The following is a 20,815-nucleotide window of genomic DNA, read 5'->3' as shown; positions in this document are numbered from 1 at the left end:
ACAACCCACTAGGAGAGGTCACCATTTATTTATCTCCCTAAATGGTGGATTTAAATGCAACTGCCTCGATTTCTACCAAATAATCAGGGTTGGCCAGTCCGGCGACCACAATGCCAGAAATAATAGGCGGATTGCTCAATTTTTTTAGGAATCCCTGAGCCCCTTCAAAGCCCTTTCTCACATCCTGGCCCTGTACTATATAAATTGTCAGTTTAAATAAATCGTCTAGCGTTGCGCCGCAGGAATTTAATACGATTTCGATGTTTTTTAAAACATACTCGGTCTGCAAGGCTATATCACCTTTACCAATTATTTCAAGGTCTTTGGTAATTGCATTTTGTCCGCCAATATAAATAGTACTTCCATTTCCTTTTGTAATAGCAGCCTGGGAAAAAGCAGGATTTTTTAATAATTCATCCGGATTTAGAAATTCGATGTGTGAGCTCATATTATAATAAAGTTGAGTGTCTTAATTTAACAAATACTTCATATAGAAATTTGACCTTTTTGGTGTAATGTATTCAATTGATTGAAAGAAAGCTGATAGAAAAAATTGTACCAATCACACACCGTTTAATAATTAGCTCATCAATCGGACCAGCACTGGAGTATATTTTTGAAGAAAAGAATAAATATGACAAACAGTATTATTAGTTGTATTTATCCTTTTCTCGTCCAAAGGTTTGAAGTCTATGAATAATTTGATTAAAAAGGCATTCTACCAAAAACATGAAAACACACCACTATGAGTATCAGAATTTTTCTGTTTGGCTTTCTTTTGCTATGCTTGCCGCTTTTTCGTCAGGATTTTTTTGTCCAGCATGGGACTATTTTTCCGCTCTATTTTTTCCTCTTTCCGATTGGATTAATTGTGATGCTTTGGTCCTTTTGTAGCGGCCGATTTGACCGTCTGGCCATCTTGGTAAGCATCTTCGCTGTCATAGAAGCCGGTTTGGTGGGTAGTGTTGCATATATGGCACATTACCAGCGTTATGCTCCGCTAAGCAATGATTATTATTATTGGGTTCGGGAATTGTATGGCTCCTTTCGAAATACAACCAACTTTAATAATGACCTTTCCCGCTACGATTCTACCTTCGGATATCGCTTTAAACCGGGTATCACGGGTAGGTTTACAAATCCGGAGTTCGATGTCGAAATTAAGACAAATTCGCTGGGCGTTCGGGATGACGAAGCCAGTGTTCAGCATCCACCCATTCAACTTTCCGATCGTGAAAGAGTTTGAGGCTTATCAGGCAATCCATCCAGCGGACAGGGTGTATTTTGTTAATGTACACGCATTATTAAGCCGATCAGATTATTTCACTATTGATGACCATATCAATGCTGGTGGCCACGCTAAAATAGGGGCGGCAATGGCTGAGCTCATTCAAAAAAATAACTGGTTGAAGCGGCCCTGAATAATCGCCTGATACCCTAATGGGGCTAGTTTAGTAAATTCTTTTCCTGGATTAATTTATTCAAATAGTTAGCGACTTTTTGATGTCCTTTCGTATTTAAATGGCCATCTATCGGATAATAGTCGTTCGTGGTAAGTATGTCCGTGTTTCTTAAAAAATAGAGCTTGGTATCTTCTTCTTTTTTCGCTTTTGCTTCGAAAGCATTGATCATTTCCGGTTTGGTATACCGGCCGGCAATGTGCATTACCACAATGTTCCCAGCGTATATTAACCTGATTTTGGCCAATACTTTGAAAAAGTTTTCAGTGTGTTGTATCGTTGCAGCTTCCGATTGGATAAAAGGAGGGGCATTATCCACCAATGGTTTTCCTGATATCCACGACGAAGCAGCGTCAAACGTATCCTGCCATACTTCAACAGGATTTGTGAATATGCGTTTGAAAAGATGCTTCTCACGGAGAAAAAAGTATGCGTAGCGCATCGGAAAGTAGCCCTCATTCAGGTGATTGAAAACCGTGACTTTCCGGAATTTTTCAGAAGTTAATAACTGGCCCTGATTGTTGGGCTCAGTGCGGGCGACGTTTTCTTCGAGATCATTATCACAGTACTGGATAACGAGTAACTTACAAGAATCTCGCTGCAATTTCTTGAATAACAGCATTTCACGATAGGTACCATAGGACGAAATTCCCGCATTAATAGAATTTGCACCTGCTTGTTTTTCAGTCAGCTGTGCGAAAGTTTTATCCTGATCAACTCCCCAGCCCATTGTAAAAGAATCCCCAACAAAGATAATTTTGGGGTTTTGCAACGATTCCTCGTCGTCCCTGAGGCCAACACTATTAATCTTAAATTTGTTTTTATATTCAAGGTCAGCATGATAACCCTCACTTCGCGGTCTGAGCGTGTAGCCGAGATCGGGCGAATAGTTGCTGAACTGACCATTAAACTGGATTACATCCCGATAGTTGATCCATTGCTCCAAAATCCCCACGCGATGAACAGCCGCAGTTTGATTTACCCGCATGACATGGCTAATGTACAGCCAGCAAATGCTTTCTAACAAAATGGGTATTGCCAGGCACAAGATCAGGGGAATACGAAGGAGGCGCCCAAAGCCGTAGCAAACCATTAGAAATGAGATCGGGACAAGCGCTTTAAACAATATAATGCCCCATGCAAAATGCGTAAATGCCTGCCATTTGTAAACGGTTACTGATAAAAGAAATAACCCAGTCATGAAGATGACGAGCCGGATTTGATTCATTGACATTTTTAGAATGGCTAATTTGATAGCCAATTTAATGGTTAACATCAGACTAAAACTAAAAATCCGAAAAAATTTATTTGTTTAATTTTATTATTTATTTGAAATGTTTTATTGTTAGGGGCTTTTTGGGCATTGATCGGTTTATTTCAATTATTTAAAGGTCATGTAGAAACTTTATCAAACTGTCGTTTGTCGAAGTGGCAAATGTTCTGTCAAATTAATTTTACAGCCCAGTATACGTTGGGAATGATCTTTTGTTGACTATTTTCGTGCATTCCTTTCCTATCGGTTACATCTGCATGACTCCAAGAAAACGGACAGTTCGTCTATTATTTCTGCTATCATTTATTCCATTTACAATCCTTGCCCAACATGGGCCAGAGCAGCGGCTATTTCTTAAAAACAGAATAGTGTCGCTTTCCGACAGCATTCCAGGAGACATTATACTCCGCGACGGTCGCCAGCAGGCGGTGCAGGAGGAAAAATCGCTCGTTATTATTCAGTTCAATGAGATTCCTGACGAGGCCGGGCAAATGCGCCTTAAACAAAGTGGGATAGAGCTGCTGGAATATGTACCTGATAATGCTTACACCGCCACAATAGTAGGGCAAATTGACTGGGAAGCCTTGAAAGCTATTGGAGTACGGGCTGTTTTCAAACCGGGTGCTGAGGATATTGTTGAAACTTTACTGCTGGCGGGGATTGTCCCGGAGCATGCCCGAACGGTTGCCGGAAAAATAGATGTGACATTGAGCTTTGCAAGATCTTTCACGTGGGATGAGGTGGTCAGCGACATCAATCAAATTGGGTTCGAGCTGTTATCCGATGCCCTGAAATCACACCAGATACTCGACGTAAGAATTCCCGAGGGCAGTATCAGACGTCTTGCTGAATTTCCCTGGGTGCAATTCATAGAACCGGTACCGGGGCCAACGGAAATGCTGAACGATAAAAGTACAGCCAATACCAAGGCTAATGTACTGGCTTCCACAGCGATATTAGGTTACAAATTGACAGGAGAGGGCGTAGTGATCGGTCTTGGCGATTTTTCAGATCCCATTGTACATCCGGATATAGGTCGGCGCGTGATTAGCTATGTTGATCCCAATTACAGCTTCTGGCACGGCATACACGTGGGGGGGACAGCTGCCGGATCGGGTCTGCTCAACGAAAAATACAGAGGTTATGCGCCTGGATCGAAAATCGTGTCTAAGTCCACGTCGCAGATCTGGGAGAATTCCTCTCAGTACGTCCAGCAATATGGGATGGTGGTCACCAGTAATACCTATGGCGGGCCCGGTGGCTGCGGGGGTTATGGCGGTTACAGTAACACTTCATCCGCGCTGGATCAACAAGCATTTCAATTCCCTTCATTGCTACATGTGTTTGCTGCTGGAAACAGCGGATTATCGACAAACTGCAATGTGTTACCGGTAGGTTTTGGTACGGTTCTAGGCGGTTATCAGTCGGCAAAAAATGTTTTGACAGTCGGGAATACACAAACAAATGGTATCATCAGCCCTACCTCTTCAAAAGGGCCCGTAGAGGATGGCCGGATCAAACCGGAAGTAGCCGCTCCCGGAAACGGTATCATTTCGGCCATTCAGGGCAATGCGTACCAGTCTGCTTCTGGAACGAGCATGGCTACGCCTGCGGTCACGGGCGGTGCGGCATTGCTTTACCAGCGGTATCGTCAGTTGCACCAGCAGAATAATCCTAAAAATGCATTGATAAAAGCACTGATCTGCAATGGTGCTACTGACCAGGGCTTACCAGGGCCCGATTACAGTTACGGTTTTGGGCAGATGAATCTGCTTCGCTCAGTAACCATGCTGGATAAGGGCCATTATTTTAATGGAACGATCGCACATCTTGCTACAAAAAACCATGAGATTGTCGTACCAGCCAACACAGCCAAATTGAAGGTTCTGATTTATTGGCATGATCCGGCCCCTTCCCCGCTCGCTGATGGCGGCACGTTGGTAAACAATCTTGACATGTCCATGATCCGACCTGGAAACACCAAGGTATTGCCCAAGTTTCCCTCTGCAACTGCCCCAACGGCAGCGGCTGTGTCGGGAGTCGATTCGGTCAATAACATCGAGCAGATCGTTTTGGACGCACCCGCCGCGGGCACTTATTCAGTTCAGGTGGTGGCAACGAAGATTCCCCTGGATGTGCAGGAATATTTCGTCGTTTACGATATCATTGAAACTTCTGTAACAGTCACATATCCATTGGCAGGCGACCATTTGACGAAGGGTGATGCGATCAATATTTGCTGGGATGCTTATGGAGACGAGCTTAGTACGTACAATGTCGCGTATTCGCTTAACGATGGAGCCGCCTGGACGACCCTCAACGCGGGTGTGGCACCGGATCAGCGGCAATTGGCCTGGACCGTACCCGATGCAATGACAAGCAAGGCAAAAGTGAGGGTAACCAGGAATGGAGGCGGCCTTACTAATGTGAGCGGACCTTTCGCCATTCTCGGTATCCCGGTTGTAACCCTTCAATCCGTTCAATGCGAAGGATACATTGCTTTACAATGGAGCGCGGTGAGCGGAGCTTCTGACTACGAAGTTATGTTATCGACTGGTGATGAAATGAAGGCAGTTGGTATCACAAACGGACTGAATTACACAGCGGCGGGGTTGTCACAGGACTCCATTTATTATATGTCGGTAAGAGCGCGGAAAGATCAGGTACCGGGACGGCGTTCGATTGCGATCATCAGAAAACCCGATTCAGGAACCTGCCAAGGTGCTATTTCGGATAACGACCTCAAAATGGAGGCCGTGGTCACGCCTTTGCCGAATGTCAGAATGTTTACGAAGGCGGCCTACGCAGCTGAGCAGTCCGTTACAATCAGTATTAAAAACATTGATGACCAGCCCCAGTCCCAACCCATCGAGGTTGGCTATTCACTGGGAGGAGAAATGCACTGGGAATCAGTCAATACCACATTGGCGCCGTCGGCTAGCACGAATTATACTTTTGAACGGCGTGTCAATTTGGCTTCTGCCAGCGAAGCAACATTACTCGTACGTGTGCGGCTTGCCGGAGATCCCGTCAAATCAAACGATTCTCTGGTCGTCAAGCTGCGACAGATTCCCAATCCGAAGATCACATTACCTTATGTTCTGAATCCAGAAGCTCTTCCCGCTTTTGATGTCAGGGCGTCGATTCAGGGTATCCAGGGTGCGGTAGCATACGACTTTAAGCGGCTGCAAGGGAATGGGCGTTTACGGACAAAAGTACCTCCAATTACTGACTATTTGCCCGAAAATACATTTGTTTTGGATGCAACTGACCGTAGTTCCTTTTCATCCCAGAGCTATTTAGAGGGCACATTTAATCTTTCGGGATACCGCGTACATGACGACGACGTAAGGCTTAATTTCAAACATACTTATTGGGCTGGTTATTACGATTACGACTTTAACAGGGTGTACATTCGTGGCAGTAGCGACGATCCATGGATTCTTGCCTATATTATTGACGGAGGACCTTATGGAGACGTAGAAAATAGTTACAAAGTGGCGTCGGTAGAGGTTACCCAATTGCTTCGAAATAATAGTCAGGAATTTTCGGCTGGTTTTCAGGTGAGATGGGCTAGCGCAGCCGTTGATGCTTTTCCTGAAGACGGCTACGCAATTCATGATATAAGGCTATTCAAAACGAGGAGTGATGTCGAAGCGCTAACATTAAATGTGCCTCCATTTTCGATCTGCGATAATTTGGGTGGGTATAACATGCAAGCGGTATTCAAGAACAACGGTAGTGATGACTGCTTTAACGTACCTGTCAAACTGTCTGTTGATGGTATCATATCGGAACACAATATAGACGTAATTCGAAAAAGCGAAAGTGCGACGTTCACGGTATATGACCCGGGAGATATTTACAAAGAAGGAAAACACGTACTGAAAGTATGGTGCGAGAAGGGATCGGACTTCAACCGGACCAATGACACGCTAGAAGTTGAAATTTTCACACCGGGGGTCGTTACTGCAATGCCATACCTGGAAAACTTCGAGTCGGGAAACGGAGGATGGTACACGCTGGGTACTAATTCATCGTGGCAGTTCGGTAAGCCCAGTAGTGCAGGCATTTCGAATGCAGCAAGCGGTCAGAATGCCTGGAAGACAAACCTGACCGGTTTCTATCACAATAATGAGGAGTCTTACCTGTATTCGCCATGCTTTAACTTACCCTACTCGTATTCAACATACCTAAGTTTCAGCGCCCGGATGGACATGGAATCGTGCGATGGGGATGATTGTGACATGGTCTACATCGAGTGCGATAGCGGGTACGGATGGCGACGGCTAGGTGCAAAAGGTTACGGGACCAACTGGTATGGTGACGAAAAGGGAGGATTGGGCTTTTGGAGCGGGAAAGTTGCTGGTGGATGGCGGGTATTTACAGCGCTGCTACCGACGACCAATTATTTGCGGATCCGTTTTGTTTTCAAAAGTAATGGTGCCGGCAATGGAGAAGGAGTTGCCATCGATGATATCCATATTTACAATATGGGCTATGATATTTACAGTGGCGGGTCTGTACCCTCAGGAATTGGCTCAGTTTACATGCCAGGCAACGAATGGAGTCATTATTCCATCGACAATGGACTAGTCGCGTCTATACATTCACGTGGGCAGGACATCACTAGTGTTCTTGTAAAGCCTTATTTGAATGAGGGCCCATTACAGCTAAGTGAGGGGCAGTTGGTATTAGACCGGAATTTCGTGATCAATTCGGATCGAAATTTTGAGAAACCTGTCGGTGTGCGGTTATACATTCCCGAAGCGAGTATCGAAAGACTGGTGAAGGCAACGGGCTACCCGGGTGTGAATAAACCCACATCTGTTTATGACCTGGCTGTGACGAAATACTCGGGACCTAACCAGGATGGCAATATGACAAACGACACCAAAGAGGGATGGGACTATTATCCTCACGATAAGGTAGCAAAGGTTCCGTTTGGAAGCGGTTACTACCTGGAATTTGAGACCAAAAACTTCTCTGAATTCTGGCTGGCAAAAAGCTACATAGGTACCGGCATACCATTACCTGTGGAACTGATCAACTTTACCGCCCAGAAAAGCGGTTCGGGAGAAGGCGCATTGGTATACCTAAACTGGTCGACTGCTTCGGAAACGGATTTCAGTCACTTCGTGGTGCAGGTGGCGGTTGGCAGCGAAAATGTCAAAAAAGGGCTGTTTTATGATCTTGGGACAATTGCCGGGAAAGGTATGAACGAGAACCGGCAATACACTTTCCTTGACAACCAGGCTGCACGTCACGGAGTACACTACTACCGGCTGAAAATGGTCGACCGCGCTTCGGACGGTACGGAAGGAAGCTTCACGTATTCATCCATTAAATCTGTCTCGTTCGACCAAATTCCGGAATGGCATGTTTTCCCAAATCCGTCGAAAGGAATGTTCAGGCTTGAACCGAAAAGCGTAATATCCGGGCCTGTTCTAATCGAGGTAATTGACCTGGATGGCATAACACGCAAAAAACTCGAATTTGGGGAAGGTACACCTGCTCTGGAAGTAGACCTCCGTTCGCCGGATCTGGCCGATGGGTTTTATGTGATTAAAGTGAAGTCCAAGGAAGGAGAAAGGCGCTTTAAGGTTGTAAAAGAGTAGATCCCAACCGCTCGTCAGGCATGTTTATATATCTGATAGAACTGTTTAAATCCATTAGATTACTTTCCCTGAGATACTTTATACAATGCCTCCGTAGCGCTGTTTACATGCAGTTTTTTGTAAATATTTTTGATGTGAACGCGAACCGTTTCGACGGAAATGGTCAATGCGGAGCCAATCATTTTATAACTGTAACCTTTTACAAGAAATTCCAGAATCTCATTTTCCCGTTTACTGAGCAGTTCGAGATTAGGATCTTTTTTGGTTTCGAATTTGGGGATAAATCCGAGTACTTTACGGGCAATGGAGCCGGACATAGGAGCGCCTCCGGTCAATACATCAGTTACCGACGCCTGTAAGGATTCAAGATTTTTTTTCAGGATATACCCGTTTGCTCCTGCACAAATCGCATTGAAAACATTTTCATCATCTTCAAAAACGGTAAACATTAGAACCGGAACATCTTGATTAACTGAACGAAGATCCCTTACCGCCTGTACGCCGTTGCTGTGAGGCATTTCGATGTCCATAATGACGACGTCGGGCTTATAACGCAAAACATCCTTTTTGACGAAGCTGGCATCGGTCATAGCACCCACGACCTCGCACGATTTGTCCCATTCCAGAAGTGTTACAACGCTATCGCGCAAGTTGACGTTATCTTCATATATAAGCACTTTTGGAATCATAGGTCAAATTTAATAGAGCTAGTTGCCTGAAAATATAGTCAGATTATAGGAATTAGCAGATGGACAAGAGTTCCTGAGTTGCCGGGGACAATGGATAGATCTCCTCCCAGCAGCCGTGCCCTTTCCACCATGCTTTTTGTTCCGGTACCGGTTCCATTGCCTTTCCAATTTCCATTGTCGTTTATTTTCAATTCCAGTGACTCATTATTTCGACCAAAGGATACCGTTACCTTCGATGCCTGTGCATGTTTGGCGATATTACTGATGGCCTCTTTGCTGATCAATAATAATTCCTTCCTGGTTTGAAGTGGTAACTCCTTATCAATAAGTTCGTCATCAAATGAAATCTCGATGTCAATGTCTAATGGTTCCAATGTTCGTGAGGCGTACTCTCTAATTCTGGCGACCAAACTTTCAATTTTTTCATTTTCTGAACGAATTGCCCACACGATATCACTCATTTTTTCCTGCACGGTTTTGCTTTGCCCGGCAATCTTTCCCAACATTTCCTGTGCTTGCTGAGGATTAGAAGAAAGTGCTTTTTGAGATACATTGCTCAAAATATTGATACTCGTGAGCGTGCTGCCGATCTCATCATGCAGGTCTTTACTGATATTGTTCCTAATGGCAAGCAAATCGGCTTGCTGTTGGATTTTCTTTCGCAATTTAAACCGGTTAAGCCATGTAAATCCGGTCAGTAGCCCAAGGATCAGAACCGCGATTAGCAGGTTTCTTACAATCTTTTCATTATCAAGCTGGCTGTCTATTAATTCGGTTTCCTTTTCGGCTAATGCCAGTTGTTGTTCTTTGTTTTTGGTAACTAAGCTCTGTTTTTCAAGTGCTTCATCATTTAATTTTTTCTCGGCGGAAAGCAGCTCTATTTCGGCCTGTTTCCGTTTTACTTCCAACAAGTTTCCATCGATTACGGCCTCTTGTTTCTCAATTTGCAGTTGTTTTAATTTTTGAAGTGTATTGAGTCGTATAATTTCTCCATCCTTCTTTTCCGTTTCGTACAATGTGCGAATTTCAGTAATTTTTGCCAGATTACTTTTCTCAGAAATGCTGTCACGGTAAGCGATATACTGTTTATAATTGAAATGGGCCTGTTCAAAATTCTGCCGTCCCGAATGAAAAATACTTATTTTTTCATAAGCGTTAGCGATGTTTTCCTTGTTATCCATCGCAATAGCCAGATGCAGCCCATTCTTATAATAGGCGATTGATTTGGCAGAGTCGTTGGCAGCATTGGCCAGGTTTCCCGCAGAAACGTACAGCCGGGAAAGCATTTGTTTGTCATCGATCTCTTCAAAAAGCGTTATTCCTCTGGTTTGCCAGGCGAGTGCTTCCGAATAGTTTTTGGTCTTGGAATAATAAACGGATAGGGCAGAAGATGCAGAGGCAATTAATTTTGTATTCTTTAACTGCTCTGCATATTTTAAGGCCTGCTGCAAGTGACTTAATGAAAGCGGATATGCTCCCTTGATAATATAAAGCTGTCCAATGTTGATGTTTGTAATGGTCAGTCCCTTCTTATCATTCAGTTTTTTTCTGATTTCAATGCTTTTTTGCTGGTACTGAATCGCATCGTCAACCTTTCCCATAAGATAAAATAAGGAGGCAATGTTGCTGTATGTTTCTCCCATGCCTTGTTCCGCGCCATTCTTTTCATAAAGGGTTAATGCTTTCAAAAAGCTTTCCAATGCCATTCCTTTTTCCCCCTTGGCCAGATACATTGAACCGAAATTGCTGTAAACCTCGGCCGTTTTTTTAGAAGCTTCCCGTTCCAGACCAAGGGCAAGTGCCGTGCTAAAATGGCGTTCGGCGATATTGTTTTTGCCTTTTTCCATGGCCTGAATCCCCTGTCTGTTATAGATATTGATCAGGAGAATGGTGTCTTTGAGGTGTTTTACAATGGGTAGGGAAAGCGAATCAAACCGGTTCATTTCATTTGTTTTACCAATGAACTGATTCAGTTCTGCCAGCTTGTCATAGCAGGTTGCTACGTAATGCCGGGCATTGGCGTTGATTGAAAGTTGTAATGCCTGACTCAGTTTGGTAGATGCCGAGTCGTATTCCGCTCGTTTGATCAGAGGGTCAGCAGATGAGATCAGGTTTTGAATAAAGGGCAACGGAACAGTTCTGGGTGACTGAGCAAAAGCCTGAATCGTGCCCACAAAAGAGAGCAACTGAATCAGGCTAATGACGAACGTTGTAAATTTCATTTTTTAAGAGAGTCACGTAGTGGATAAGTCACGGCTTGCAGGCCTGCCTCTCCTTAAAAGTAACATATTGAAGGCCTCTTACTGCCCCACTAAATAAATTACATCATACATTTTCAGTTTTGCATAAAAAACTTAATGATTTAATTACTGGGGTATGTTTACCCGCTTCAATTTAAAATTTCCGGTGATCAGCTGATGCTGGTACTGTGCGCATTTGCTTTCGGGTTTATGGTACACATTGATGTGAAAACTGCCTTCTATCACACCCCCGTTTTCACTGCTGTACTTGGTGATATCGATACTTTGGACGCCAACCTGCATTTCCTGTTCGTTACAGTGGCCGTCCGCGTCAGGAGGCAGCCGCAAATAATTTTGACGATTGTCGTATGCCATTATAGGAGAAGGGGTTGAGGATATCAAACCCGACCTGGTCCTCTTGATGTAGCCCGATGTGTTTTTGGCAGCGGGATCTTCCTCGCGGAATTCATATAGCCCTTCATGAGTGACGTTATCAACGCTGAAACCAACATTGAAGCCGTTGGACTTGTTGGGATCAAGGTAGTTTAGGGCACCAAAGCCAATGCTCATCTGATTTCCGAGAAAATTACAGCCGGCGGCCTGTTTTCCCATGTTCGTTTCCAGAGGCACAAATTGTTTGAAAGTGTAATTTTCTCCAACGTCAAAAGTGGCGTCCAGGCCAAAGTCGGCTAAGTTCACCTGCGGTATGGGTGTTTCTGGTTCCCTGCTGCAGCGTCCAGCCATCATGACAGGGACACAAAATAGGATAACTTTAAAGGCTAGTGTTTTCATGTTCAATCAGTTTTTGTTCAGTTTTCGCCGAGGAGGCTGAAATGATGGTTAGCAATTTTCTATGTGCAAATTTGGAACATAAGCACGTGCACTTCAATACCATAAAAGGGTTAAACCAACTTGGCCAGACTCCCGCAGGACTTTTTTAACCCCAGGCTTCAGCCTGGAGTGACGGGTATGCAAAAGACGCACGGGCTTTAGCCAACGTGCTGCGAGGTTTCCGGATGAGGTCAGTAAGGGTCGAGAGGTCGACCGAGCCGAGCGAGCCGCTGGCTGAGCCATTGGCTGACGACCACGACCACCTACCGGGCCGCGAGCTGACGACCGTCTAGCGGGCCGCTAACCACAGGCTAAAGCCTGTGGTTAGTTGTCTATACTTTGTCTTCTCTCAGCTTGATATTTTGGGCAAAACCTGCGGGAGGTATGTACATTTCAACTCGGAGATGGATTTGGTAAGGATAGAAAAAAGGTGGGGAGCCGTATATCCCAATCCGTCGGAACGATTCGTCAAAGACTAACCACTAGATTGACATGCAGGAAATTAACAAATGTCGCACATCGGTGACTTAAATTTCGAAAAATAAATTAGCATACGGTTCGATTTAATTCGTTTCCGCTCCTTAACTTGTACCCCATGCAATAATATTATTCCCTAACAAAACGTAATTTCATGGGCTCTATCAGTAAAATACATCCCCGCCTTTTATACCAGGTTCAGTTTCAAGACCTGCAAACGTATAGCAACATAAGTAACCATCCGTTTCTTTTTTAATTTCAATTTCTTAGGCTGGATTCTCGCTGACCCTGAGGATAGCAAAAATTCGATGTTACTAGGTGAATATCTGGTTGACTATACCCCATTCCAACCATTAACCTGATATTTTGCTCTATATACCTGTCCATTGGCCGGTTGCAACATCGCTTTAATGCTATGGGCTGAATCCAGGAAATTAACATGAAATTGTATACAGTGAACAACCTAATTTATTGATGGACTTAGCTCCGCCGACTTCGCTCATCATAGCTACTTATAATTGGGCTGAGGCATTGCATTGCAATCTTTTAAGTGTTGCAAGACAAAAGGTCCTCCCCAAAGAAGTGATTATTGCCGACGATGGATCGGATAGTAGAACGCGCACTGTGATTAACCAAATGCAGGAAACATTCCCTGTTCCGATTTGGCATGTCTGGCAGGAAGACATTGGTTTTCGCAAAAGCCAGATACTCAACAAAGCGATTTCACGCAGCACCGGCAGTTACGTAATCCAGGTAGACGGGGACGTGCTGCTGCACCCATCATTCGTGGCCGACCACCTGGCGGCGGCTGAAACGGGCGCTTTCGTGCGCGGCACCCGCGCGAGACTCACTGCGCAGAAAACTGAATCGGTGCTTCAAAACACCAATGTGAATCTGCGTTTTTACTCTTCCGGGGTTAATAACCGGTTGAATGCCTTGCGTTTACCCGCGCAATGGGGCCTCGGACATCGGAAGGAAATGACGAGCTGCAGCGTCCGCGGCAGCAACCTGGCATACTGGAAAACTGATTTTATCCGGGTCAACGGATATAATAATGAGCTGAATGGATGGGGCCATGAGGATGAGGAGCTGGCAGCCCGGTTCATCAACAATGGTATCGAGAAAAAAATCGTCAAGCTGGCCGCGGTCCAGTTTCACTTACACCATGACGAACTACCGAAGCCCAATGAGCCTTTTCATCGGCAAATCATTGAAAAAACGCTGAATAAAAAAGTTAAAAGATGCACTAATGGATATGAAGACATTCTCTAGCTCGCTTATTATTTCTACTTACAACTGGCCGGAAGCGCTGCGACTTTGCCTGCTCAGCGTGAAAGAACAATCAGTTTTACCGGACGAGGTAATTATTGCCGACGACGGATCAACAGCGCGGACTGCTGAGCTGATAGAGGCTATTCGTCCCACTTTTCCCGTGAAGCTCATCCACATCTGGCAAGAGGACGAAGGGTTCCGCCTCTCCAAAATCCGAAACAAAGCCATTGCTGCAAGCTCATTCGACTACGTTATCCAGATCGACGGAGACCTTTTGCTTCACAAGCATTTTATTAAGGATCATTTGGCGATGCGAAAGCGGGGCACATTCGTGACCGGAAGCAGGGTGTTGATGGATAAGCCATTATCCGAAAAACTAGTTCAGTTACAGAAGCCGCACGTTGATCTTTTCCAATCCGGTTTAACCAATATCTCTAACCGTTTCAGCATAGGATGGCTGAGCAGATACATGGCTGATCGCTATAAAAACCAGAATATTTTTACATTGAGAGGCTGTAATATGGCTTTTTGGAAAGACGACCTTATCCGCGTCAACGGTTATAACGAAGTATTTCATGCGTGGGGCCGTGAGGATAATGAGATTGCCGTGAGGCTTCTTAATGCGGGACTGAGAAAACGCGCAATCAAATTTGGCGGCGTAGTCTTCCATATTTTCCATCCGGAAGTCGATAGGACCCGCTGCCGGGAAACAGACGGACATTTATTGGAGAGTGTGTTGCATAAATCGGTGTATTGCACGCAGGGACTGCATCAGTATATCGGCAATTTTGAACCTGTCACACAGGTTGAGAATATATTGGTCGTTTAATCGCGATGGAGAATCAGCTCATATCCGTCATTCTGGTCACTTTCAATGCGGATCAGTATTTACAAAGATGTTTGGACAGTATTTACGCTCAATCACATCCACACATTGAAATCATCGTCATGGATGGAGCAAGTACAGACAACACACGGGCCATTCTTCAGCGGAATGCTGGCAGGCTTGCATACTGGAAAAGTGAGAAGGATAGCGGAATTTATGATGCCATGAACAAAGCTCTGGATCACGTCCAGGGCCAATGGGTATACTTCGTTGGTGCTGACGACATATTGACGTCCGACTTTTCAATGTTTGCCCGGGAGTTGAAGGATCCGCATTCGATCTACTACGGTAATGTAATCAAATCCGGTAAGAAATATCTGGGTGAGCTTTCGCCTTACCGACAGGCCAAGACCGGCATTAATCATCAGGCCATTGTCTATCCGGCGCGTTTTTTTGATGGACGCAGGTATGATACGCGGTATACGATCTCAGCGGATCATGTGCTCAATATGGGATGCAATAGCATGCAAGACTACCACTTCACATTCAGGGATTATGATATTGCGGTTTTCAATGACACCGGCATCTCGTCATTGCAAAAGGACATTGTTTTTGAAAAAGAGAAAAGCAGACTGATACTGCAATACTTTGGACTGTCAATCTACCTTCGATTCCAATTCAAAAAGATAAAAGAGCGGATGTCGGGTCGCTAAAAATCATTTTTCTTACTAAACACTATTCCCTGCTCCCGGTCGAAGATGATTTTGGGCGGCAGATTTAGCATGTTGGCCAACAATTTGTTTCTCCATTTCCTTTTTGAAACGGCTTTTGCCAAACGTATCAGGAACCGGTAATACAGAAGAGAAACGGCTCCTCTCTTTTCCTTTGCTAATAATTCGCGCACCTGTTCCATATATTGGTCCCGCTGCTCATAACTTTTCTGATTCTCAGACCTGAACCGAAAGCCTCCCAACAGAAATGATGTCGTGTACAGCTGCTGATACCGCGAAAATCTCAGCCATAACTCAAAATCTGCCGCCAATGAATAACCCTGCGCTATATGACTTCCCGCTTCCTGCCAAAGTTCGCGCCGCCAGAATACAGATTCCTGTTGAATAAACTGGCCGTCGAACAATTCCAGCCGTAACCGCGACCAACGCTGGGCGTAAGGCAAATCGTCATAGAGAAAACATTGACCGGCTTCGTTAAAGAATGTGTTTGCGCCCATCAGCCATTTCACCTGTTCAAATTTTTGAAAAATGGCCGCCACCGTGAACAGAGATTGCTTATGATACATATCGTCGGCATTGATCCACGTCATGATTTCACCCGTTGAGCGTGCAAAACCCTTTTGTATAGCATCGTACAGTCCGTTGTCCTTTTCACTAACCCAGTAAGTCAGCTGCTTTTCGTATTGGCGGATCAAATCAGTCGATCCGTCCGTACTTCCTCCGTCGATGATGATGTATTCAAGGTTTGGATATCCCTGATCCAACACGGAACGGATGGTGTCTTCCAGGTAACGCGCCTGGTTAAACGAAGGGGTCACGACAGTGATTTTGGGTAGGGTCGGGGACATGCCTGTTGCTAAGTTAATGCATTCATTTTGACGTAATTCTTATAATGTCCTTTTACAAAAAACTGTATGCGACGCGACAGGCTCACTTTGATCCATTTCAATGGCATTGGATTTTCATGGAAAACAGCAGAAGGTTCAATTGCGCGAACCTGCGATGCTGCGGTTGCCAGCGCTTTCAGGTAAGCACTATATACTATCCGTTTCACGTCACTTTGAAGTCTGTACTGCTCGGCTGTCAATCGGAAGCTTTTCTCGGCGCAATACCTGAAATCATGGAAATGGTAGAACACGAGCTGAGCATTTTCACCTTTTTGAGATTGGAGATACACTTTGTCCGACTGAATGGTATAGCTGTAATCCTTGGAATTCCACGGTGCAATGCCCCCGCCCGGGTGTGCGAGCACGTGTATGCCTTCGAACCGGGTTGTCCAGTCGTCGAGGTATTTCTGGTCGCCAAATTTTCCGTCTTCAAATCGCGCATAGCACCATTCCAGGCATGCTTTCATCCACCAATCCAAGACGTGCAGTCCCGCCGGCGTATTTTTAAAAGTTACGAATTGCACACAGTAAATGCCGCTCAATGCGCTCTGATCGTACTCGGGGCTGTAACGATGTTCCGTGATGAGTACCGATTTATCGCCCATTTCGTCGGTCAGTATTTTTGGATCTGCGAAGAATAGCAGGTCCGCATCCAGGTAAGTGCAACGATCGAGCGAAAAGGTATGGATGCAATGCCAAATGGTAAACGACGTGCATGTCCAGCAATATTCGGCGGCTGTGCGGCCCGCTTTGACCGAGAGCAATTCCGGCGTCTCGAATGCTCCTAGTGGAATAATTGTAGCATTGGATAGATTCAACCGGCATAAAACCTGGTAACAATCTTCATCAAACGCGAAAATATATAGCTGAAAATCAATGTCTTGTTTCAAAAGTGAATTGTAAAGTGCCAACCCACGCGAAAGGTAGAATGAATTGAAAAGCGTGCAAAAATTCTGCATTTACAAAATGTTCGTAATAGGAAGGATTTTTTGAAATACAAATATCAAAGATATCTGCTGAATCCCATGCTGTTTTCATTCAATAAGCTAAATTGCACCATACTCTATCAAAAGAAAATGTCATTTTTCAAGCGTAAGAAAGACAAGGAAAACCAGTACGGCTGGTTTGGGAATTATAGTAGCTGGGACGCATTGACGTCCCTTTCCGGCGGATATGAAGCGGGTACTATCCTCGATATCACAAGAGAAGCATTGCTGAAAATCAAAATCGGAGAAGCCGTATACGAGCGGGACTCTGTTTTATTTGATCAAAAAATTTACCCCTATTCAGTCATTTCCGCGCTTCTTTACACTGCTATTGAATGTGAAAATGCATTGAATGTCATTGATTTTGGCGGGTCATTGGGAAGTACTTATTATCAGGTAAGAGATCTTATCCCTGCCTCGGTAAAAATGCATTGGAGCGTTGTAGAGCAAGAAAATTACGTTCGTTGCGGGCAGCAGCTGTTTGCGGACGAAATCTTAAAATTCCATTTCACTATCCAGGAAAGCCTTGCAGCAAAAAAAGCTGATGTACTGCTGCTGTCGAGCGTAGTCCAGTATCTTGAAAAACCCCACGAATTCCTTCTGGAAGTAATGGATTACGGTTTCAAATATATAATCATCGACCGGACTGCATTTATCAAAAATAATCAACCCGACCGGTTGACATTGCAGATTGTATCCCCGGAAATCTACGAAGCCCGCTATCCCGCCTGGTTTTTCAATGAAGAAAAATTTCTGGGGTATTTCAAGGACTATGAGCTGAAAGCTGAATTCACATCCTATGTCGAAGGAGAGCAGGAAATGGAAATTGATCACATCAAGGCCGGGTACGACAAAGGATTCTTTTTTGTAAAGAAATAACGCTTCTATAAAACTGACGCATACCGAAGCTATTCTGATTCCACTCAGGTTTTTTCTTAACAAATCCTTAACTTATCAATTGGTCTTTAGCCATATAGAAGACCTAGATTTGACATAAAACGCATTCATTCTATTAACTCACCATGACAGGAAATTTAAAAACCGGACTTTACTTGCTGCTGGCGGTTGTTTCAGCCTACGGTTGTAAGAAAAATACAGGCTCTCCCGGGCAATCGGAAGAGCAGGCCATTTATAAAGATCTTTCGTCAAAACGCATCAATTTACCCAATGGCTGGTCACTAACACCGGTTGGCAGGAGTCTGGATCTGGATGATCTTCCCTTGAACCTAGTAGTTTCCCCGTCAAAAAAATACTTGGCTGTCACCAATAATGGGCAGAGCACACAAAGCATTACCTTAATTGATGCAGCCTCGGAAACGGTGCTGGATACGGCGGGAGTCGCTAAATCATACCTTGGTCTGGCATTCAGCCAGGATGAAAAAACACTGTATGCCTCCGGTGGTAACGATAATCAAATTTTAGTATTCAAAATTGAAAACCAGCAGCTTGTTCCTGCGCAGCCGATCGTATTGGGCAAACCCTGGCCTGTTAAAATATCTCCGACGGGAATAGCAGTCGACGATGCACAGAACAGGATTTATGTCGTGACCAAAGAAGACAGCTCGCTTTACATTTGTGATTCTCAAACCAAAAAAACCATTGGCAAACTAAACCTGGGTGCGGCAGCTTACACCTGTTTGCTTTCCAATGATAAAAAGGAACTTTATATTTCACTCTGGGGCGGCTCCCGGGTTGTGATTGTGAACACAGCAACGCAAAAAATAGCAGCCGAAATTGCTACTAACAAAAATCCTAACGATTTGCTGTTAACCAAAGATGGTAAATTTTTATATGTAGCCAATGGCAATGACAACACCGTCGGGCTCATTGACCTTACCAAACGCCAGATATCGGAAACATTAACCACGTCCCTATTTCCAGACGCGCCCGTGGGTACTACGCCCAATGGCCTTGCGTTGAGCGAGGATGAGAAAACGTTATACATTGCCAATGCCGATAACAACTGTCTAGCGGTGTTTGACGTTGAAACAAAAGGACGCAGCCATTCCATCGGATTCATCCCGACAGGCTGGTATCCGACCGCTGTGAAAACGATTGGGTCGAAAATATTTGTCACCAATGGAAAAGGATTTTCTTCCAAAGCGAACCCCAAAGGCCCTAATCCGAACTTGTCAAAAGTCCCGCAGCAGGTAGGTCCTAACCCGCAGGCTTACACAGGCAGGGAGCAGTACATTGGCGGATTGTTCAAAGGCACATTGTCGATGATAGATGCTCCGTCGTCGCCGGTACTTTCTGCTTACTCGCGTTTGGTTTATGCCAATACCCCTTATACCAAAAACAAAGAATTGAATGCAGAAGGGGAGGCTGGAAACCCGGTTCCCATGAAGGTAGGAGACAAATCGCCCATTAAATATGTGTTTTACATCATTAAGGAAAACCGGACCTACGACCAGATCCTGGGAGATATGAAGGAAGGAAACGGCGATGCTTCATTGTGCTTATTTCCGGAAAAAGTAACGCCGAACCAACATGCATTGGCCCGCGAATTTGTGTTGCTGGATAACTTTTACGTGGATGCGGAAGTAAGCGCCGATGGGCATAACTGGTCTTCGGCTGCCTACGCCAACGACTACGTAGAAAAAAACTGGGTGACAAGTTACGGCGGTCGTGGAGGTACTTACGATTTTGAAGGCCAAAAAGAAATCGCGCATCCGAGAGACGGCTTTATCTGGGACCATGCATTACGAGCCGGCTTGACTTTCAGGAGCTATGGCTGGTTTGCAGACGAGGGAAAAGCTAACATTAAAACGCTTGAAGGCAAGTACTGCCCGACATTTAAGGGCTACAATCTTGGTTATATGGATATCGACCGCGAAGCGGCCTGGGAAAAGGATTTTGATGAACTATTGGCTGCCGGTAAGCTTCCAAGGCTGAATACGCTCCGGTTTGGCAATGACCATACTTCCGGCGCGAGTGTTGGAAAACCTACACCGTTTGCGGCTGTGGCTGATAATGACCTGGCTGTGGGTCGTTTTGTCGAACATCTTTCCAAAAGCAAGGTTTGGAACGAGTCAGTCGTGTTTATTCTGGAAGACGACGCGCAAAATGGACCTGACCATGTGGATGCGCACCGTTCTACTGCATTTGTTGCCGGAGGTTTTGTGAAAAGGGGGTTTGTAGACCATACCATGTATTCTACTTCGGGAATGTTGCGTACAATGGAACTGATCCTGGGTTTGAAACCAATGAGCCAATACGACGCCGCTGCTACGCCGATGTGGAGATGTTTTAACAAAACGGCGAATGCGGCTGCTTTTACATCGAAGCAGGCCGGTGTAGACCTTGCCCAGAAAAACGTCGCCGTTAATACGAATTCCCGTCAATCTGATCAGTTTGATCTTTCAGTGCCTGATGCCATTGACGACCTGATTTTCAGCCGGATTGTGTGGCAAACCGTTCGTGGTGAAAAGAGCATGATGCCTGCCCCCCGCCGTGGCGCTTTTGTGAGATTGGAAAAAGGAGGCGAGGAAGAAGAGGAAGAGGGATTTGATGAAGATTAAGATA

Annotated in this window: 15 protein-coding genes; 8 read left to right on the top strand and 7 right to left on the bottom strand. The window is 44.9% G+C overall.

The genetic code is table 11. The features are described from left to right. Positions 1 to 37: 37 nt before the first annotated feature. Positions 38 to 448 carry a RidA family protein gene (locus ABIO93_RS23070; protein ID WP_348072083.1) on the bottom strand — a complete coding sequence of 137 codons (411 nt, stop codon included), beginning with the start codon at positions 446 to 448 and terminating at the stop codon, positions 38 to 40. A 297-nt stretch (positions 449 to 745) separates the two neighbouring features. Here ABIO93_RS23070 and ABIO93_RS23065 point away from each other — a divergent pair, with 297 nt between their 5' ends. Both ABIO93_RS23065 and ABIO93_RS23060 read left to right on the top strand, forming a co-directional pair. After that, positions 746 to 1,246 carry a hypothetical protein gene (locus ABIO93_RS23065; protein ID WP_348072081.1) on the top strand — a complete coding sequence of 167 codons (501 nt, stop codon included), beginning with the start codon at positions 746 to 748 and terminating at the stop codon, positions 1,244 to 1,246. Beyond that, positions 1,233 to 1,421, top strand: a complete 189-nt coding sequence (locus ABIO93_RS23060; RefSeq protein WP_348072079.1) for a hypothetical protein — start codon at positions 1,233 to 1,235, stop codon at positions 1,419 to 1,421. The genes ABIO93_RS23065 and ABIO93_RS23060 overlap by 14 nt, the downstream gene beginning before the upstream one ends. 25 nt (positions 1,422 to 1,446) lie before the next feature. Here the strand turns inward: ABIO93_RS23060 and ABIO93_RS23055 are convergent, their stop codons facing one another. Continuing rightward, the gene (locus ABIO93_RS23055; RefSeq protein WP_348072077.1) at positions 1,447 to 2,688 is read right to left on the bottom strand and encodes a hypothetical protein; all 1,242 of its coding nucleotides are present in this window, start codon (positions 2,686 to 2,688) and stop codon (positions 1,447 to 1,449) included. Positions 2,689 to 2,990: 302 nt separating this feature from the next. On the opposite strand from ABIO93_RS23055, the gene ABIO93_RS23050 reads away from it, so the two are divergent. Next, a complete protein-coding gene (locus tag ABIO93_RS23050; protein ID WP_348072075.1) occupies positions 2,991 to 8,351 on the top strand; it encodes a S8 family serine peptidase in 5,361 nt (1,786 codons plus the stop codon). Positions 8,352 to 8,410: 59 nt separating this feature from the next. On the opposite strand, the gene ABIO93_RS23045 is transcribed toward ABIO93_RS23050, so the two are convergent. The 3 genes from ABIO93_RS23045 to ABIO93_RS23035 form a co-directional block, all read right to left on the bottom strand. Continuing rightward, positions 8,411 to 9,040 (bottom strand): response regulator transcription factor, encoded by a 630-nt coding sequence (locus tag ABIO93_RS23045; protein WP_348072073.1) that lies wholly within the window; start codon positions 9,038 to 9,040, stop codon positions 8,411 to 8,413. Between the two features lie 38 nt (positions 9,041 to 9,078). Then, entirely contained in the window at positions 9,079 to 11,262 is a 2,184-nt protein-coding gene (locus tag ABIO93_RS23040) for a tetratricopeptide repeat protein (RefSeq protein WP_348072071.1), read from the bottom strand. Positions 11,263 to 11,406: 144 nt separating this feature from the next. Next, on the bottom strand, positions 11,407 to 12,072 hold the full coding sequence (locus ABIO93_RS23035) for a hypothetical protein (RefSeq protein ID WP_348072069.1): 666 nt from the start codon (positions 12,070 to 12,072) through the stop codon (positions 11,407 to 11,409). 990 nt (positions 12,073 to 13,062) lie between these two features. On the opposite strand from ABIO93_RS23035, the gene ABIO93_RS23030 reads away from it, so the two are divergent. The 3 genes from ABIO93_RS23030 to ABIO93_RS23020 are packed head-to-tail and all read left to right on the top strand — an operon-like array spanning position 13,063 to position 15,399. Beyond that, entirely contained in the window at positions 13,063 to 13,860 is a 798-nt protein-coding gene (locus ABIO93_RS23030; RefSeq protein WP_348072067.1) for a glycosyltransferase family 2 protein, read from the top strand. Further along, on the top strand, positions 13,844 to 14,689 hold the full coding sequence (locus ABIO93_RS23025) for a glycosyltransferase family 2 protein (protein ID WP_348072065.1): 846 nt from the start codon (positions 13,844 to 13,846) through the stop codon (positions 14,687 to 14,689). Before ABIO93_RS23030 ends, ABIO93_RS23025 begins: the two co-directional genes overlap by 17 nt. 5 nt (positions 14,690 to 14,694) lie before the next feature. Beyond that, positions 14,695 to 15,399, top strand: coding sequence for a glycosyltransferase (locus ABIO93_RS23020; protein ID WP_348072063.1), 705 nt, complete (start codon positions 14,695 to 14,697; stop codon positions 15,397 to 15,399). Here ABIO93_RS23020 and ABIO93_RS23015 read toward each other — a convergent pair. Beyond that, positions 15,396 to 16,265 carry a glycosyltransferase family 2 protein gene (locus tag ABIO93_RS23015; RefSeq protein ID WP_348072061.1) on the bottom strand — a complete coding sequence of 290 codons (870 nt, stop codon included), beginning with the start codon at positions 16,263 to 16,265 and terminating at the stop codon, positions 15,396 to 15,398. The genes ABIO93_RS23020 and ABIO93_RS23015 overlap by 4 nt on opposite strands. Before the next feature lie 8 nt (positions 16,266 to 16,273). After that, entirely contained in the window at positions 16,274 to 17,263 is a 990-nt protein-coding gene (locus ABIO93_RS23010) for a glycosyl transferase (RefSeq protein WP_348072059.1), read from the bottom strand. A 117-nt stretch (positions 17,264 to 17,380) separates the two neighbouring features. On the opposite strand from ABIO93_RS23010, the gene ABIO93_RS23005 reads away from it, so the two are divergent. Together ABIO93_RS23005 and ABIO93_RS23000 are read left to right on the top strand one after the other, a co-directional pair. Continuing rightward, the gene (locus ABIO93_RS23005) at positions 17,381 to 18,169 is read left to right on the top strand and encodes a methyltransferase, TIGR04325 family (protein WP_348072057.1); all 789 of its coding nucleotides are present in this window, start codon (positions 17,381 to 17,383) and stop codon (positions 18,167 to 18,169) included. A 143-nt stretch (positions 18,170 to 18,312) separates the two neighbouring features. Next, positions 18,313 to 20,811, top strand: coding sequence for a bifunctional YncE family protein/alkaline phosphatase family protein (locus tag ABIO93_RS23000; RefSeq protein WP_348072055.1), 2,499 nt, complete (start codon positions 18,313 to 18,315; stop codon positions 20,809 to 20,811). The last annotated feature ends 4 nt before the right edge of the window (positions 20,812 to 20,815 follow it).

It is taken from the genome of Dyadobacter sp., from assembly GCF_039919315.1.
In the GTDB taxonomy this organism is placed as follows: Bacteria; Bacteroidota; Bacteroidia; order Cytophagales; family Spirosomataceae; genus Dyadobacter.
This window is presented reverse-complemented; position numbering and strand designations above follow the sequence as displayed.

Bases quoted from the DNA above. Each gene is read 5' to 3' on its own strand.
- ABIO93_RS23070 (WP_348072083.1), bottom strand. From the start codon at position 448: ATGAGCTCACACATCGAATTTCTAAATCCGGATGAATTATTAAAAAAT.
- ABIO93_RS23065 (WP_348072081.1), top strand. From the start codon at position 746: ATGAGTATCAGAATTTTTCTGTTTGGCTTTCTTTTGCTATGCTTGCCG.
- ABIO93_RS23055 (WP_348072077.1), bottom strand. From the start codon at position 2,688: ATGAATCAAATCCGGCTCGTCATCTTCATGACTGGGTTATTTCTTTTA.
- ABIO93_RS23050 (WP_348072075.1), top strand. From the start codon at position 2,991: ATGACTCCAAGAAAACGGACAGTTCGTCTATTATTTCTGCTATCATTT.
- ABIO93_RS23045 (WP_348072073.1), bottom strand. From the start codon at position 9,040: ATGATTCCAAAAGTGCTTATATATGAAGATAACGTCAACTTGCGCGAT.
- ABIO93_RS23040 (WP_348072071.1), bottom strand. From the start codon at position 11,262: ATGAAATTTACAACGTTCGTCATTAGCCTGATTCAGTTGCTCTCTTTT.
- ABIO93_RS23035 (WP_348072069.1), bottom strand. From the start codon at position 12,072: ATGAAAACACTAGCCTTTAAAGTTATCCTATTTTGTGTCCCTGTCATG.
- ABIO93_RS23030 (WP_348072067.1), top strand. From the start codon at position 13,063: ATGGACTTAGCTCCGCCGACTTCGCTCATCATAGCTACTTATAATTGG.
- ABIO93_RS23025 (WP_348072065.1), top strand. From the start codon at position 13,844: ATGAAGACATTCTCTAGCTCGCTTATTATTTCTACTTACAACTGGCCG.
- ABIO93_RS23020 (WP_348072063.1), top strand. From the start codon at position 14,695: ATGGAGAATCAGCTCATATCCGTCATTCTGGTCACTTTCAATGCGGAT.
- ABIO93_RS23015 (WP_348072061.1), bottom strand. From the start codon at position 16,265: ATGTCCCCGACCCTACCCAAAATCACTGTCGTGACCCCTTCGTTTAAC.
- ABIO93_RS23010 (WP_348072059.1), bottom strand. From the start codon at position 17,263: ATGCAGAATTTTTGCACGCTTTTCAATTCATTCTACCTTTCGCGTGGG.
- ABIO93_RS23005 (WP_348072057.1), top strand. From the start codon at position 17,381: ATGTCATTTTTCAAGCGTAAGAAAGACAAGGAAAACCAGTACGGCTGG.
- ABIO93_RS23000 (WP_348072055.1), top strand. From the start codon at position 18,313: ATGACAGGAAATTTAAAAACCGGACTTTACTTGCTGCTGGCGGTTGTT.